The organism is Chryseobacterium turcicum, from assembly GCF_021010565.1.
In the GTDB taxonomy this organism is placed as follows: Bacteria; Bacteroidota; Bacteroidia; order Flavobacteriales; family Weeksellaceae; genus Chryseobacterium; species Chryseobacterium turcicum.
This window is the reverse complement of the sequence record NZ_JAJNAY010000001.1, coordinates 120,426-137,854: the sequence shown is the minus strand read 5'-3', so window position 1 is coordinate 137,854 and position 17,429 is coordinate 120,426. Positions and strand designations below refer to the sequence as shown.

Genomic DNA, 17,429 nt, shown 5'->3' with positions numbered 1-17,429 from the left:
GATGAAAAAGTCTGCTAAAAGAATTCTCCTCGTAGGATTTATACTTTTTCTACTGATTCAGATTTATCAGCCTGACCGGAATACAGATAAAGGGCAGGCTCCGTCTGACGGATTTGCCAGCTTGTACAATGCTCCCAAAGAGATTCAAAATATACTACAAAACTCTTGTTATGATTGTCACAGCAATAATACCAATTATCCAGCTTATTCTTATATTCAGCCTGCAAGGTATTTTATGGAAAAACATATTAAAGAAGGAAAAGGAGAATTGAATTTTAATGAATGGACAAATTATGGCGCCCGTAAACAACGTAATAAGCTAAACGGAATTATACAACAAATAGAAGACGATAAAATGCCACTTGATTCTTATACATTTCTTCATCAAAATGCAAAATTGTCAGATATACAGAAAGTTGAAATGATAAAATGGCTAAACATAATACAAAAACAACAATATGATAGATAAAATAATAAGTAATATGCTAAAAACTAAATATATAGTTCTCGGAATTTTGTTTTCTTTTTTCTTTACGAAAGCACAGGAACATTCTGTACATAATGCTCAGAATAAACCAACTGTGCCTTCTGAAAACAAAAAAGCTCTTCCTTTTCCTGAGAAAAGAATTACGGAAGGTAAAACGGTAACCTATCATTTATATGTAAAAGACACGTTAGTCAATTTTACAGGGAAAATGAAAAGAGCAATTGCTGTGAATGGCCAGATTCCGATGCCTACACTTACATTTACAGAAGGTGATACGGCAGAAATTATTGTACATAACCTGATGGATGAAGAAACGTCTTTGCATTGGCACGGATTGATGCTTCCCAACAAAGAAGATGGTGTTCCCATGCTTACTCAAATGGGTATTAAACCACATTCTACTTACACGTATAAATTTCCGATTATTCAGAACGGTACCCATTGGTATCACTCGCATTCAGGGCTGCAGGAGCAAATCGGAATGTATGGGTCGATGATTTTGAAAAAAAGAAATGATGACCCTACTTTCAGAAAAGGGATTGATGATATCCCTGCGATTCCCTTGATTCTAAGCGAATGGACAGATTTGAACCCTAAAAATGTACACAGAATGCTTCATAATGCCAATGATTGGTTTGGGATAAAGAAAAAAAGCACTCAAAGTTATTGGGAAGCCATAAAAGAAGGGCATTTCGGAACTAAAGTAACCAATGAATGGAAACGGATGCTTGCAATGGACGTAAGCGATATTTATTATGATAAATTTTTAATTAACGGAAGTTCTGAGCAGCAATTATCTCAATTTAAGGCGGGAGATAGAGTGCGACTTCGAATTTCCAATGGTGGAGCTTCTTCTTATTTCTGGATTAATTATGCCGGAGGAAAGATAGAAGTTGTGGCAAACGATGGTAACGATGTAGAGCCACTGATGGTAGACAGACTGATTATTGGTGTTTCCGAAACTTACGATATTGTGGTAACCATTCCCGAAAAAAATACATCTTACGAACTTTTGGTAACTCCTGAAGACAGAACTAAATCTACATCCATTTACATTGGAGAAGGAGTAAAGCAGCTTCACGCGCCGCTTCCTAAACTTAAATATTTTGAAGGAATGAAAATGATGAACGATATGATGAAGATGAATGGAGATATGAAAGATATGGGGATGGCAATGAGCCTTCAGAAAATGGATATGAATTCGGTAATGTACCCAGAAATCACAGGTGAGAAAGAAAAGGATTCTCAAAAAATGGAGAAGAATAAAGACATGAAGATGGACCATTCTGCACATAGTACAGGAAATAATGATATCGTGACTTTAAACTATAATATGCTTAAATCTCCTTATGATACTTCATTACCGAAAAAAGAGTCGGTAAAAAATATTACATTAACTCTTACGGGAAATATGAACCGATATGTATGGAGTATGGATAATAAAGTTCTCTCTGAAGTAGATAAAATACAGGTTGAAAAAGGTGAAATTCTAAGAATAAAATTGGTCAACAACTCTATGATGAGACACCCGATGCATTTGCACGGATTTGATTTTCGAGTACTCAACGACAATGGCTCTCAATCTCCATTGAAAAATGTATTAGATATTATGCCTATGGAAACAGATATCATAGAATTTGCTGCCAATACCGAAGGAGACTGGTTTTTTCACTGTCATATTTTGTACCACATGATGGCAGGGATGAATAGAGTTGTAGCAGTAGGAGATTACAAAAACCCAGAAATTCCGGATAAAGAAAAAGCATATAAAATGCTCCAGAACGAAAGCAACGAGTGGCATCTTATGGCAGAAAATGATTTTGCAACCAATGGAAACGATGGCCAGGCAATGTTACAAAATGCAAGATGGAGTATCGGTACAGAATGGAGATTAGGCTACAACAGTATGCACGGTTTTGAAACAGAAACGCATATTGGTCGATATATAGGGAAAATGCAGTGGTTGATGCCTTTTGTGGGCTTCGATTGGAGATACAGAAACTCTCACGGTTCTGGTGAAATAGAGAAAAATCTTTTTGGGCAGAAAAATAAAAAAGACCAAAGAGCTGCTTTAAGTGTCGGGGTATTATACACTTTGCCGATGCTCATTGATTTTCAGGCTGAGGTTTTCACAGACGGAATTGTGAGACTGCAATTAAGAAGAGAAGATATTCCTCTTACTCAAAGATTGCGTGGAGCCTTTTCGGTTAATACTGATAAAGAATATATGCTCGGTTTAAAGTATATCGTGACCCGAAACGCATCCTTATCTACTCATTATGATAGCGATATGGGATTTGGAGCTGGAATAACACTGGTGTACTAAATCTATTTTTTATATTATCAAATCTCGACCAAAACAAAAAGTCTGTTTTGGTCGAGGTTTACAATAATTGTTGTTGTTTTTTGTGAATTTGATATTAATTAATTATTTTCTTATCGAAATTTTAATTAATTTTACTTAAAACACACAAAATGCTGATCAAAATTTATGGCAGTGCCATTCATGGTGTTTCCGCACAAACTATAACCATTGAAGTTAACGTAGATACAGGAGGAGTAGGCTATCATTTGGTAGGCCTTCCCGACAATGCTATCAAAGAAAGCAGTTACCGAATTTCTGCAGCACTCAAAAATTGCGGTTATAAAATTCCCGGAAAAAAAGTTACAATTAATATGGCACCTGCAGATTTGCGGAAAGAAGGTGCTGCGTACGATTTGAGTATCGCTATTGGAATTTTAATTGCCTCAGATCAGATTTTGGGTAAAAATGTACAGGATTATATTATTATGGGCGAGCTTTCACTGGACGGAAGCCTGCAACCCATAAGAGGCATACTTCCTATTGCCATTCAGGCTCGTGAAGAAGGATTTAAAGGAATTATTTTACCGAAACAAAATACCAGAGAAGCCGCTATTGTCAATAACCTTGATGTATATGGCGTAGAAAATATTAAAGAAGTTATTGATTTTTTTAATGAAGGAAAGCCTCTTGAGAAAGTCGTTTTAGATACCAGAAAAGAGTTTCAGGAAAAGATTAATCAATTTCCGTTTGATTTTTCTGAAGTGAAAGGCCAGGAAACTGCCAAGAGAGCAATGGAAGTTGCCGCTGCTGGAGGTCATAATATTATTCTTATCGGTCCGCCAGGAAGTGGAAAAACAATGTTGGCAAAAAGAGTTCCGAGTATTTTACCGCCACTTACTTTAAAAGAAGCTTTAGAGACTACAAAAATACATTCCGTTGCCGGAAAAATGGGAACGGAAACTTCTTTGATGACCGTTCGTCCTTTTCGCTCACCTCATCACACAATTTCTGACGTTGCGCTTGTTGGCGGTGGAAGTTACCCGCAACCGGGAGAGATTTCTCTGGCTCATAATGGCGTTTTATTCTTAGATGAAATGCCCGAATTTAAAAGAACCGTTTTAGAAGTAATGCGACAACCACTGGAAGATCGTGAGGTAACAATTTCTAGAGCAAGGTTTACGGTAAATTATCCTTCAAGTTTTATGTTAGTTGCTTCGATGAACCCCAGTCCAAGTGGATATTTTCCAGATGATCCCAATAATACTTCGTCAGTTTTTGAAATGCAACGGTATATGAATCGACTCTCGGGACCGCTTTTAGACAGAATTGATATTCATGTTGAGGTGCAAAAAGTGGAGTTTGAGCAATTGGCTGAAAAAAGGAAAGGCGAAAAAAGTGAAGACATCAGAAAGCGCGTTTTGATTGCTCGCGAGATACAAAACGAAAGGTATAAAGATTTGTTAATCAGTTATAATGCTCAAATTGGCCCACGAGAAGTAGAGCAGTTTTGTGAATTGGATGATGCGTCTTTTAATCTTATCAAAATGGCAATGGAAAAACTGAATCTCTCAGCAAGAGCCTATGATAGAATTTTGAAGGTTGCCCGAACAATTGCCGATTTGGAAGAGTCTGAAAATATTTTATCCCATCATATTTCTGAAGCAATACAATACCGAAGCCTCGATCGAGAGTTTTGGAATGTTTGACTTTTTAAAAATAAAAACATAAATATTTATGAAACAAACAGTATTAATAACAGGAGGGAGCAGCTTTATTGCGCAACATCTTATTAAAATTTTAAATGAAAAATACAATGTGAAGCTATTGACGAGGGCTCCTAAAAAAGAAAATGAGTATCAATGGGATTTAGAAAATTGGACGATGGATGAAAAAGCTTTAGATGATGTAGATTACATTGTGCATCTTTCCGGTTCAAAGCTAAATGATGGAACACCTTTAACAAATGAAAGGAAAAAGTTAGTTTATGATACCCGAATCGGGGCTGCAAATTTTTTAAGAGAGAAATTAAAAAGTAGAAATCAAAAACTGAAAGCGTTTGTTTCAGCTTCTGCAATAGGTTATTATGGATTTACCGATAAGGCTTTAGAGATAGATGAAAACGGAGAAAGAGGCCATGGTTTTAGTGCTGATCTTTCTGAAGATTGGGAGAAAGCAGCTGATCAGTTTAAAGCAGATGAGGTTGCCGATCACGTTTCCAAGATAAGAGTGTCGTTGGTTTTGGGTAATGATGGAGGAATTTTCCCGGTGTATATGAATATGGTAAAATCTGATCCACAGGTTGCGGCTCAACCCAATCCAGGAGCTTTTCCTTGGAATCATGTGGAAGATATGGCGGGAATATTTGCTTTTGCAGTAGAACATAATTTAGATGGTGTTTACAATTCTGTGGCGCCACAGCCTGCTTCTATGCAAGATATATTTAAAGCTATAGCAAATGAGGTTGCGAATACCCATTATAGTATATCAGCTTTTCAGGGGCAGCACTTGGTATCTCATAAAATAATGGACAAAGGATATGTTTTTAAATATCCAAATATTGAAAAAGCGGTAAAGAACATTATTGCTTCATCAAAATAAAAAGTGAATACACAAGAAGAATTAGTAAAGGCTTTTTCGGAGATTTAAACAAAAAATAAGCGTTCCTGATTTGAAATATTCAGGAACGCTTTTAATTGTATGGAGTTTAAATTTATTAGAATTAGTTTATCGTTACTTTTATTACATCTTTTACCGCTGGTAGAGGATATAGAGTTCCAACTTTAGAAATAACAATACTTTCTGCTTGTGGAGTTCCTCCGAATAAAGCTTGACGGTTTCCTGCTCCAGGATATTGATTAACACCGGTTCCCGAATCAAACAAAGAAGTTTTTGATGTTAAATCACCTGTGGTATTGGCGTCAATATTCAGTTCGTTAGCATAAAACCAATCGTTAGAAAAACCAAACATGGTGACGTAGGCTATTTTATCTCCCAATGTATATGAAAAATTGGTCATCACTTTGTTTCCGGGTGCTACAGGAGCGTTTCCTGCGATATAAACTCCTTTTACATTAGGTAAAGATTTTAATGTGTTTTGAAGTTTTGTTACATTTCCAGATTGAGCAACTTCTTTTAATCCGTTCCCTGAATCTAATTGCCCTAATTCAGAAATAGGATTTTTATCTCCGCGATATACCACGACTAAAGCAGGAGAAAGACCAGTCATAATTCCTGTATTTGCATTAAGTTTTGTTACCATCTTTGTGATATCACCCATTTGAGCGATGTCTGTAATTTCAGGATTTGATAATGCGTTTGGTGTGAAAAACGGAGCCGAATTAAGCAATTGAGAGCCATTGTAGTTGGAAACTGCCCAAACTCCCGGAGAAAGAGGTGTTTCATTGGCTGTTCCGCCTGATGTGTTTGTTATCATTAATGTAAATTCAGATTTCACAATGTCATAACTGAGATTTAGCTTGACCAATTGAGAGGCATTCACACTTGGAACCTGAGCGATAGGATTGCTCTGAGCAGTTCCTGTTGTATTGTCTTTTGTGCCGTTGTCCCATAATAAAACTTCTGAAGAAACATCTCCTGTAATGGCATTTCCAGTGGTGTCAAATAATTTTATACCTGGTTGTTTTGAAGCAAAGAACCAATCTTTGGATGCACCATACATGGTTGCAAACATCAGAGACTGTGCTTTTCCTGCACTGAATTTAACGGAGACAGATTCTCCAGGCATTATAACAGGAGTATTGATTCCCTGAAAACTACCACTTTCTACAAAATCTTTTGGAGCGACAATATTTTCAAAAGTAATTGTTTTTTCCATAGAGCTTTCCATCATCATTTCATTATCATCACAAGATGAAAGTCCGAAAATTGATACCAGCCCAATTCCGAGCGTTGTCATTTTTAAAATGTTCTTTTTCATAAAATATTTTTTTAATAGAAGTATAGTCGCTGCTATTTCAGAATCCTGACAAAAAAATATTTTTATTGAAAAAAGGGAGCCGATAATTTTAAAAATTTGAATGAATGTTTGGGGAATATTGAAGAATTATTTTACAATAATCACAACATTTCACCTAACATTATTTATTGTATTATTGAAAATAAAAACTTGCTGTGAAATATAAAATATTAATATTATTAATTTTTAATTGTTTAATCTTATCTGCACAAAACAATAAAGCAGAGCTGGAGGTAACATACTATTTTAAAATAATTTCTGATTCATTAAACAGAAACAGCTTTATAGAATCTGAAATGATACTACTTTGTAATTCTGAAAAATCGATATATTATAATCCTGCAATGGCTTATTATTATGAATACTTAAAAGATTTTGCGAAAAAAATTGATTTAAAAAATCTCAATGTTAACACAAATAGGCCTGCAATTCCTAAAGTAAGACATAATATATGGAAAGAAGGTTCTAAAGTGACGGCTTCAATTCCTATTGGAATGTATTTTTATAAATTTAATGAGCCAAATCTAAAATGGGAATTGATAAATGAGAAAAAAATAATACACGATGCGGAATGTAATTTAGCTAAAGTGAATACAGAAAATGATGTGTTTTATGCGTGGTATAATCCCCAAATTCCTTTTTTTGAAGGACCATTTAGATTTAAAGGTTTACCCGGTTTAATACTGGAAGTTTATAATGAAAATAAAACAATTGAATTTACTGTTAGGAGCATTAAAAAATCAGATAGGGATATTGAAAAGATGGCTTCTGTTGCTACAATTGAAGTCCAAGATAAGAAAGTGTTTTTCAAAGCCCGTGATAAATGGTTGAAATACCCTTTTGACAATGCAGTGAGTAAAGAACGTGAAAAACAGGGAATTGAAGAAGTTAAAAAACTGAATGTTTTTCTTGATTAACAATTACAATTAACAATTAAAAATGTTGATGTAGCATGTATCGTTTGAGGCGACTCATCAATAAAAAAAACCGTGAAATAAATTCCACGGTTTCAAAAAATATCTTTTAGAAAATTATTTTTTCTTTTTTGCAGGAGCTGCAGTTTTAATTTTAGATTTACCAGTATCAGCAGGAGTATTTTCGTCTCTTACTAATTTTAGTTCGTCTACAATTCTTCTTGCACCAGCATATTTGTCGATTGTCCAAAGAACAAAACGGATATCTACACTGATTGTTTTCTGCCATTCGTTTTCAAAAACGATGTCTCCGCTTAATGCTTCGCTGTTTCCGTCAAACGCGATACCGATAAGGTTACCGTCTCCATCAATTACCGGAGAACCAGAGTTTCCACCTGTAATATCATTGTTTGAAAGGAAGTTTAAAGGAAGGTAACCTGCTTTATCTGCATATTGACCGTAGTCTTTAGCATTTTGAAGTGCAATGACTCTTTGAGGAAGATCAAACTCTTCGTCACCAGCTTTGTATTTACCTACTAAACCTTCCATTGTTGTGTAATAGTTATCAGTCACTCCAAAGTAGTTTCTGTCGTCTCTTACAGGTAAGGTATCGATTTGTCCGTAAGTAAGTCTCATGGTAGAGTTTGCATCCGGATAGAATTTTTTCTCAGGCATAGCTTTCATTAAACCAGCTAAGAAAAGACGGTTGTTTTTAGCAAAGCTGTCATCTAACAATACATATTTATCGCTTGATGCTTTTTGATCTGCAATAATTCCTCTAGCTATTTTCAAAAGAGGATCTGCATCCAATTTCAAACGATCAGGATTCATAATATAATTCGTCACAGAAGTTTTGTTAGCAAATAGAGACGAAAATGCAAGACCTGATAAGTTTTTAGCATCCAAAGCCATAAGCGTTGGAGAAGCTACATCAGATTTTACTCTTGTTTGGTAAAGATTTACCAAAGAGTTCAACATTTCTCCTTCAAGATTAGTGTTGATGTTATCATATGCATCTTTTATAGCGGTTTCCAATTTAGCTTTCATTGCCAATCTTCCTGCCATATCTTGTTTTGCATAAGCGTCTAATGCAGGAGCTAGGCTGTTTGCAAGAGCGATATACTTAGCATTTCTCATCAATAGAGAAGCGTAGTTTCTTTCTACATTTCTGTTTGAAACCTGAGAGTAATAGTTTTGAATTGTTTCTAAAACATCATCATACATTTCATTTCCTGGTTGCATTGACCAGTCATTGAATTTTTTCTCAAGTTCTCTTTTGTCAGTAATTGTACCGTTTTTTTCAACAGCATCAATTGTTCCTTGTCTGTTTTTCCAGTAGTTGGCAACAGAAGCATATTGAGAAGCGTATCCTAATTGAGTTGTCTTATCTTTATCCATGTACTTCTTCATAATGTCCATCGCCATTTTAGAAGTCTCTACCCAAGCCGGATAATCTTTAGTGACCATTTGCTCAATTCCGTAAGAAGTTAAGTAACGGTTTGTTCTTCCTGGGTATCCTAAAATCATTGAGAAATCTCCAGGTTTGATTCCTTTAAGAGAAACCGGTAACGAATGTTTAGGCTTTAAAGGAACGTTGGTAGGTTTAAATTCTGAAGGATTTCCTGCAGCATCAGCATATACTCTGAAGATTGCAAAGTCAGCAGTATGTCTCGGCCATTCCCAGTTGTCTGTATCGCCACCAAATTTACCTAATGCAGAAGGAGGTGCACCTACTAATCTTACATCTTTGTAATCTTGATAAACGAAGAAATAAAACTCATTTCCGTTGAAGAAGTCTCTTACAACAACTGTATATTTTCCGTTTTCAGAATTTTCTGTTTGTATTGCTTTTGTCTCAGCATCAATTACAGCTTTTCTTTCAGCTGCAGACATATTGTTGTTTAATTTAGAATTGATTCTCTGCGTAGCATCATCCATTCTTACCAAAAATCTTACATAAAGATCTTTAGAATTAAACTCATCTTTCTGATTCATTGCCCAGAAACCATTTTTCAGGTAATCTTTTTCAGGAGTTGAAGCAGCTGCAATAGCGCCAAAACCACAGTGGTGATTAGTAAAAATCAAACCTTTGTCTGAAACAATTTCTCCTGTACAAAAACCTCCAAAGCTTACGATAGCATCTTTTAAGCTAGAGTTGTTGACAGAATAAATCTCTTCTGGAGTCAAACGAAGACCCTCTTTTTGCATGTCTACACCATTAAGTCTCTTGACAAGCATCAATAGCCACATTCCCTCATCTGCCCTCATTTGAGCAAAACCTAATAAGAAAGTGAATAGTAAAAATATTCTTTTCATTTTATAAAATAATTTTTGTGGGGCTAAATTACTAATTTTTACGATAATTTCTCCGCTATTGGTATGAAAATGGGAGGGAGACTGATATGAAAAACATTTTATCACTTCTTTTTGCCATTTTTATTTTAAATTTAGTTTTAAACTGTTCTGCTGCAAAGTTGGATAATCAGCACTATCAAAGACAATGGATGCTGGTTTCGCTCGATGGCTTTACCAAAGAAGAACTTGTAAAGAATAAAGCAGAAATCAACCTTACGGCTCCCCCAAAAGATAGAAAAATAAGAGGAACCGCGATGATGGGTTGCAATAATATGTTTTTTACTTTAGAATTTAAATCTAAAAACAGAGTAGAAATTTCCGGATTGGGAAGCACATTAATGGCGTGTCAGGACATGAATTTGGAAACAGAATTTTCAAAAGCTTTCGAAAAAATGACTCGTTACGAGATTAATGGTCATTTTCTTACCCTTTATGATGAGAAAGGAGCTCAGATGAAGTTTATTGCCGCAGATTGGGATTAATTTCTCTTTTATTCAATAAATACAGTATAATTATATCGATTTAGATGAAATTGCCTGTTTTTTGAAAAGTGGACTTGTATTTATAAATTAAAAATATTATCTTGTAAATCTCATAAATTATACAAATTTTAATGCTAGAAAAAAAACAACATAATTACGAAAAGGCAGTTTTGGTGGGCGTTGTCACCCAAAATCAGGATGAAGATAAGTTGCAGGAATATATGGACGAGCTGGAGTTTTTGGCCTACACAGCAGGCGCTACGATAGACAGACGTTTTACTCAGAAATTAACTCAGCCCGATTCTAAAACTTTTGTAGGAAGCGGAAAAGCGCAAGAAATAAAAGAATATGTAAAGGAAAATGGGATTGGAACCATTATTTTTGATGATGAATTATCACCTTCTCAGCTTAAAAATCTTGAAAGAGAAATTGAAGTGAAAATTCTAGACAGAACCAATCTTATCCTTGATATTTTTGCACAAAGAGCACAAACTTCTTATGCAAGAACGCAGGTAGAATTAGCCCAATACCAATATTTGCTGCCGAGATTAAGTAAAATGTGGTCTCACTTAGATAAGCAAAAAGGGGGAATCGGAATGCGTGGTCCCGGTGAAACGGAAATTGAAACCGATAGAAGGATTATTCGTGACAGAATATCTTTATTGAAAGATAAGCTGAAAGTTATCGACAAACAAATGGCAACTCAGCGAAACAATCGTGGGAAAGTCGTTCGTACTGCTTTGGTAGGGTATACCAACGTAGGAAAGTCAACATTGATGAATGCTATTTCTAAATCGGATGTATTTGCTGAAGATAAGCTGTTTGCAACGCTAGATACAACGGTAAGAAAAGTAGTAATCGGTAATTTACCTTTCCTTTTAACAGATACCGTTGGTTTCATCAGAAAATTACCGACACAGCTGGTAGAATCTTTCAAATCTACTTTGGATGAAGTGCGTGAAGCAGATCTTCTGATTCATGTGGTTGATATTTCGCACGAAAGCTTTGAAGATCATATTGAATCTGTGAATCATATTTTAATGGAAATCAATGCGCATCAGAAACCAATGATTATGGTTTTTAACAAGATTGATGATTTCAGCTACGAGAAAAAAGACGAAGACGATCTTACGCCAGGTTCTAATAAAAATGTTTCTCTTGACGAATGGAAGAAGACATGGATGGCAAAATCTAAACATCCTGCGGTTTTCATTTCTGCACTTAAGAAAGAAAATTTCCCTGAAATGAAAAGGCTGATTTATGATGAAGTAATGAAAATTCATATTTCAAGATTTCCATACAATGATTTTCTTTTTGAATATTTCGATAATGAAGAAGACGAAGCCTCTGAAACAGAAGATTAATGAATTATAGAATCTTATTCTTTTTATTTATTATTCCGTTTTTTGGTTTGAGCCAAAAGACAAAACTCGATTTGAAAAATATCGAGAAGAATCTCAGCAATCCCAATTCTACGTACAATTACGACAGGCTTATTTTTAAATATAAAGGACTTCCAAAGTCTATCGACAGTATAGAAGCGCAGCATTTGTACTACGGAAGAAACTTTAGGAATGACCTGGTTTCCCAATCTGGAGACGATTTCAAAGAATTAGCAGAAGCTTTTAAAAGCAATAATTTTATAGAATGCATCAAGCTTGGTAAAGCGCTTTACGCAAAAGATCCTACCAATCTTGATGTGATTCTTATCTTACTTCGTGCCTATGATCAGACAAAAAACATCGGCAACTTTTCGCATCACATTGCTCAATTGAGACTTCTTACTGATGCTATCAAAAACTCCGGAGACGGAAAATCAGAACAAACCGCATACAAAGTAAACAGTGTGGGAGATGAATATATCTTCCTTAATATGATGAATGTGGGGCAAGACTATACCCGAACTTCTAAAGCCTTAAAAGACGGTGTTATCGACATTTGGGAAAAAGAAGAGAACAAAATTTATATCAAAATACTTTATTAAGATTTAATTTAAAAAAACAAATTTATTGGAATTATATTATTCATTCTCAGCACTTATCGTACTAGCATCCATTTTTGCATATATCAATTACCGATTTTTAAAGCTTCCGAGTACTATCGGGATTATGGTTATTGCCATCGTGGTATCAATCATTTTGGTTTTATTTGGTGAAAACTTTCTTCCTAAAACATTCGGTCATCTGAATAATTTGATGAACAGTATAGACTTTACCGAAGTTCTGATGGGAGCTATGCTAAACTTCCTGCTCTTTGCGGGAGGTATCCATATTAATATCAATGATTTAAAAGAACAGTTCCGGCCAGTTCTTATATTTTCAACGGCAGGAGTCATTATTTCGACCTTTATCGTAGGGTTTGGAATGTTTTATTTGTTGCCTTTGGTAGGACTAGAGATTCCTTTTATCTACTGTTTGGTATTTGGAGCATTGATTTCGCCGACCGATCCGGTTGCGGTTTTAAGTGTTTTAAAACAAGCGAAAGTTTCAAAGTCATTAGAAACAAAAATTGCAGGAGAATCGTTATTTAATGACGGGATGGCTGTGGTCGTTTTTACAGTGGTTTTGCAGATTGCAGTAGGCGACAAAGTAGATTTGGGAGTAGAAAATATTACTATTTTATTGATGAAAGAAGCTGGAGGCGGATTGCTTTTGGGAGTTCTTTTAGGTTGGGTAACTTCAAGATTAATGCGTGAGATTGATGATTATATTATCTCCGTTTTGGTAACGCTTGCAGTGGTAATGGGTGGTTATCTTGTTGCAAGACAAATGCATGTTTCAGGTCCGTTAACGATGGTTGCTGCAGGATTATTTATGGGTAATTTTAATGTTAAATTTAAAATGAAATCCATCACCCAAGATTATCTGATTAAGTTTTGGGAACTGATTGACGAAATTCTAAACGCCGTCTTATTCCTTTTCATCGGTTTTGAATTGCTGATGATTAAAGATTTAAATCATTATGTAATTCCTGGATTGTTGGCGATTGTTGTGGTTCTTGGTGCGAGATTCGCTTCGATTTGGGGGCCGGCAAAATTTATGTCTTTCAGAAGAACATTTAGCCCGCAAACAATAAAAGTTTTATTTTGGGGGGGAATCCGTGGTGGTGTTTCCATCGCTTTGGCCATGTCAATCCCGAAAAATGAATACAGCAATGCTATTTTAAGTATTACTTACTGTGTGGTTGTGTTTTCTATTATTGTTCAGGGGCTTACGATTGCTAAAGTGGCCAATCCAAAGATGATTGCTGATGAGGAACAAGAGTTGGAAAGTATGACTTTAGATGAAAAACATTAATTGTTTATAAATCAATAAGTATAATGCTTAAAGAAATCAAAGAATCATTAGCGGTTTTATCAATTCCGGAAAAGGCTGCTTTTTTTCCTAAGTTCTTCAAAACAGGAAAAGGGGAGTATGGTGAAGGCGATTTGTTTTTGGGCGTAAAAGTTCCGGACCAAAGAGCGGTTGCCAAAGAATATTATGCTAAAATTTCTTTGGATGAATTGAGTGAATTGCTTTCTTCGCCTTATCATGAGCATCGTTTAACGGCTTTAATTATACTGATTTCCAAGTTTGAAAAAACGAAAGACACAGCGATAAAAGAAGAAATCGTCGATTTTTATCTTAATCATCTCGATTTTGTTAATAATTGGGATTTGGTAGATACCACTTGTTATAAGATTTTAGGGCAATATGCTTTTGAAAATCAGAAAGAAAGCCTTTTAAGAACGCTTGCTGATTCTGACCAGATGTGGCATAAAAGAATTGCTGTAGTAGGAACAATGCACTATATAAAAAAGGGTTCGTTTGAATTGACGAAAGAGCTTGTCACGCAAAATCTTCATCACCCACATGATTTGATGCATAAAGCAAATGGCTGGTTGTTGAGAGAGATGGGTAATAAAAATGAAACAGAATTAATCAATTATCTCAATCAATATTACAAAGAAATGCCAAGAACCTGCCTTCGGTATGCGATTGAAAAATTAGATGAAGAATTGCGTCAGGATTATCTTAAAGGCAGAATTTAAACATGATTGATTTCACCTTTTAAAGAGGTATGTTAAAAATAAGTAAATTTGCTTCTCAACATGAACTTATGAAAATATATTTCAGGCAGTTTTTTCTGCTGATTTCTTTATTACTTCTAACAAGCTGTTTTGATATTTTAGATAAAGTAAACGTCAAAGCTGATGGAAGCGGAGAATATTCGCTCATTCTGAATGCGAGTAAAAGTAAAACAAGACTAGTCTCCATTTCTAAAATGGAAACCGTAAACGGTAAAAAAGTTCCACAGAAATCTGAAATTGAAGCTAAAATAAACGAAGCCGCGAGAATTTTTAAAAGCGTTCCGGGGATTTCCAACGTCAAAACGTCTATGGACTTTGATAATTACATCATCAAACTGAGTTGTAATTTTAAGAAAATAGAAAATGTAAATGCCGGTTTAGAGCAGTTAAAAGCCAAAAACATCTTAGGGAAAATGATTCCTACACAGATTTACAGCAATGATTCTGCAAAGAAAACTTTCACAAGAAATAAAATCAATACGTTCAAAAGCGATTACGACAAACTAAGTTCGGCAGACAAAGAAGTTTTTAATAATGCTAAATACACTTCGGTGTTGCAGTTTGAAAACATTGTAAAATCTCAATCTAACAACGCGTATCAGCTTTCACCAAACAGAAAAGCGATGAAGCTTGAAGGGAATGTTTTAGATTTTATCCTTCAGAAAAAACAGATTCAAAATACGATTACTTTTCAATAACCATACTCAAATATGAAATCTTTATTTTTAAAAACACAGATCCTCTTTTTATTTCTTTTCGGTTTTGTGCTGATTTTCGCACAAAAAAGCATGCAGATTCCTCAAAATGCGGTTTTTTACATGGAAGTCAACGGAAAACAGCTTAATCAAAAAGTTGATTGGGGGAAGTTTAATCCTTTTCTAAAAGAAATCACCAAAGATAAAGGCAAGGATAAAAAAGCTTCTTGGAACGATTATTCCAAAACGGGGATTAAATATGATGCTACGCAGTATCATTATGCCACGATGAATGATTCTGTGAAATCTTACAACACTCATTTTACTTTAGAGAATCCAGATAAATTTCAGGAATTTGTGAATTCAGTAAAGAAAAAAGGGCAAGAAGTTACCAAAAAAAGCAACTATTCTTACATCGATATCGACAATGATGTGTTTGTAGCTTGGAGTGGAAATCGTGCTGTTTTGAGTATGATTAGCTACGAAAAGCCTCATAAAGGAAATTGGATGGATGATCTTGAGGCTGAAGATAGTGCGGCAATGGTTACAGATACTGTGGCAATTGCAATTGACAGCGCTTATGTGGAAGATGAAAAACCTTTCGATTATAAAGAAGAAATTCAATACCTGAAAGATGATATTAAAGATTTAAAAGAAAGTATTAAAGATAATAATGCTGAAATTCTAAAGCTTCAAAAAGATATTAAATATCTTGAAAAACATCATCAATATCCTGCAGAAAAGAAAGTGCCTGAAACGGGTGAAGCTGTAAAAGATTCTACTTACACGCCAAATGTAGAAGTTTTACCGCCTCCAATTTCACAGGATGATTATTATGAAGAAGAGTCGTATGAAATAGATTCTAGTTATCAGAAAGAAATGGATTCGCTGAATATTGAGAAATTCAAAATCGTAAAAAAGTTTGCGGAAGATAGTTTTAATCAGTATTTCAGCTCAAATAAAGAATTTTCGGTGACCAAAGATATGTTGAGCTTCAGAGATGCCAATGCTGATGTTTTTATCTACGCTGATTATGGAAGAATTATCAATGAAGGAATTTACAAAAACTTGCCTGCAAGCTTCAATTTTACAGGTGTTTTAGGCAAAATGTATAATTCAAATACATCATATAACCTGTATTTTGATAAAGATAAAGTAAGGCTTGTCAATAATTATCAGCATAAAGATTCGGATATGCAAAAGAGTATTTCTGACGTGTATAAAGGGAAGAAAAACAAAAAATTGGCCGCTTTAATTAATGATAAAAGTGTTGGATATTATGTAATGAATGTGAATGGTTCTAAATATTTTGATATGATGTATGGCTTGCTGAAAAACTCAGGAGAGTCTGAATATCAAAAAGAAATGGAACTGATGATGGAAACGATGAAAATTGTTTTGGATGAAGAAGCTATCACAAAAATTGCTCCTGGAAATGGAATTTTCGTTCTGAATGAATTAAAATCTAAAAACGTAGAATACACTGATTACGAGTATGACGAAAATTATAACGAGAAAGAAGTAAAGAAAACCAAAGATGTGATGGTCCCAGACTTCACTTTTGCATTTGCTACAGAAAACGAAAACTATTGGAAACGTGTTTTCAATGTGTTGACTTCTAATAAAGCTTTTGCTAAAAAATTCTCTAAAAATGGCGAGTTTTATAGCTTTAAAGATGAGAAAAATAAAAACAGTTATGTAGAGCAGTTGTTTTTCACAGTAAAAGATGGAATTGTTTATGTAACGACTTCTAAAGATAATATTAATTCCAATACTCAGTCTGAAATTTCAAAACAATGGATGAAAGATTCTTCGAAATATCCTTTGTCTGGAAGATTAAATATTCAGAAACTTTTGATTGGTTTAGATAAAGAATTTAAAAGTAAATCTGAAAGAAAAGCTCTTGATTTGTTAAGAAAAAATGTAGGTGAAGTTTATTTTAAAACTGAAGCGAAAGGGGGAAGTATTGAGACTGAAATGAATTATAATATTAAAAATTCTTCAGAAAACAGCCTAATGTATTTCTTCGATTTGTTTGATGAAATCTATAAAATTTCAGAGTCTGAAAAATCGACACACACTTTGTAAATGATATCAATGGAAACGGGCTTTAGTCCGTTTTCTTAATTTTTAATGTAAATTGGTT

At 34.6% G+C, this 17,429-nt stretch carries 14 protein-coding genes; 12 read left to right on the top strand and 2 right to left on the bottom strand.

The window, feature by feature from the left end:
• The first annotated feature begins 1 nt into the window (after position 1).
• From LO744_RS00645 to LO744_RS00630, 4 genes are all read left to right on the top strand, one after another.
• On the top strand, positions 2–469 hold the full coding sequence (locus LO744_RS00645; RefSeq protein WP_230666372.1) for a heme-binding domain-containing protein: 468 nt from the start codon (positions 2–4) through the stop codon (positions 467–469).
• The gene (locus LO744_RS00640) at positions 459–2,813 is read left to right on the top strand and encodes a multicopper oxidase domain-containing protein (protein ID WP_230666370.1); all 2,355 of its coding nucleotides are present in this window, start codon (positions 459–461) and stop codon (positions 2,811–2,813) included. The genes LO744_RS00645 and LO744_RS00640 overlap by 11 nt, the downstream gene beginning before the upstream one ends.
• Before the next feature lie 149 nt (positions 2,814–2,962).
• The gene (locus LO744_RS00635) at positions 2,963–4,498 is read left to right on the top strand and encodes a YifB family Mg chelatase-like AAA ATPase (RefSeq protein WP_230666368.1); all 1,536 of its coding nucleotides are present in this window, start codon (positions 2,963–2,965) and stop codon (positions 4,496–4,498) included.
• A 28-nt stretch (positions 4,499–4,526) separates the two neighbouring features.
• Entirely contained in the window at positions 4,527–5,390 is an 864-nt protein-coding gene (locus LO744_RS00630) for an NAD-dependent epimerase/dehydratase family protein (protein WP_230666366.1), read from the top strand.
• 121 nt (positions 5,391–5,511) lie between these two features.
• Here the strand turns inward: LO744_RS00630 and LO744_RS00625 are convergent, their stop codons facing one another.
• A complete protein-coding gene (locus LO744_RS00625) occupies positions 5,512–6,729 on the bottom strand; it encodes a spondin domain-containing protein (protein ID WP_230666364.1) in 1,218 nt (405 codons plus the stop codon).
• A gap of 194 nt (positions 6,730–6,923) precedes the next feature.
• Between LO744_RS00625 and LO744_RS00620 the strand changes: the two genes are divergently transcribed.
• A complete protein-coding gene (locus tag LO744_RS00620; protein WP_230666362.1) occupies positions 6,924–7,685 on the top strand; it encodes a GLPGLI family protein in 762 nt (253 codons plus the stop codon).
• A 114-nt stretch (positions 7,686–7,799) separates the two neighbouring features.
• Here LO744_RS00620 and LO744_RS00615 read toward each other — a convergent pair whose 3' ends face one another.
• Entirely contained in the window at positions 7,800–9,998 is a 2,199-nt protein-coding gene (locus LO744_RS00615) for a S46 family peptidase (protein ID WP_230666360.1), read from the bottom strand.
• A gap of 86 nt (positions 9,999–10,084) precedes the next feature.
• Between LO744_RS00615 and LO744_RS00610 the strand changes: the two genes are divergently transcribed.
• The 7 genes from LO744_RS00610 (at position 10,085) to LO744_RS00580 (ending at position 17,371) form a co-directional block, all read left to right on the top strand.
• Entirely contained in the window at positions 10,085–10,519 is a 435-nt protein-coding gene (locus LO744_RS00610) for an META domain-containing protein (RefSeq protein WP_230666358.1), read from the top strand.
• Positions 10,520–10,650: 131 nt separating this feature from the next.
• Positions 10,651–11,883, top strand: coding sequence for a GTPase HflX (gene hflX / locus LO744_RS00605; RefSeq protein ID WP_230666356.1), 1,233 nt, complete (start codon positions 10,651–10,653; stop codon positions 11,881–11,883).
• Positions 11,883–12,503 (top strand): DUF4919 domain-containing protein, encoded by a 621-nt coding sequence (locus LO744_RS00600; protein WP_230666354.1) that lies wholly within the window; start codon positions 11,883–11,885, stop codon positions 12,501–12,503. The genes hflX and LO744_RS00600 overlap by 1 nt, the downstream gene beginning before the upstream one ends.
• A 25-nt stretch (positions 12,504–12,528) precedes the next feature.
• Entirely contained in the window at positions 12,529–13,815 is a 1,287-nt protein-coding gene (locus tag LO744_RS00595; protein WP_230666351.1) for a cation:proton antiporter, read from the top strand.
• 23 nt (positions 13,816–13,838) lie between these two features.
• Positions 13,839–14,549, top strand: a complete 711-nt coding sequence (locus LO744_RS00590) for a DNA alkylation repair protein (RefSeq protein WP_230666349.1) — start codon at positions 13,839–13,841, stop codon at positions 14,547–14,549.
• 68 nt (positions 14,550–14,617) lie between these two features.
• Positions 14,618–15,286, top strand: a complete 669-nt coding sequence (locus LO744_RS00585; RefSeq protein ID WP_230666347.1) for a hypothetical protein — start codon at positions 14,618–14,620, stop codon at positions 15,284–15,286.
• 12 nt (positions 15,287–15,298) lie between these two features.
• The gene (locus LO744_RS00580) at positions 15,299–17,371 is read left to right on the top strand and encodes a hypothetical protein (RefSeq protein WP_230666345.1); all 2,073 of its coding nucleotides are present in this window, start codon (positions 15,299–15,301) and stop codon (positions 17,369–17,371) included.
• Positions 17,372–17,429 lie beyond the last annotated feature (58 nt).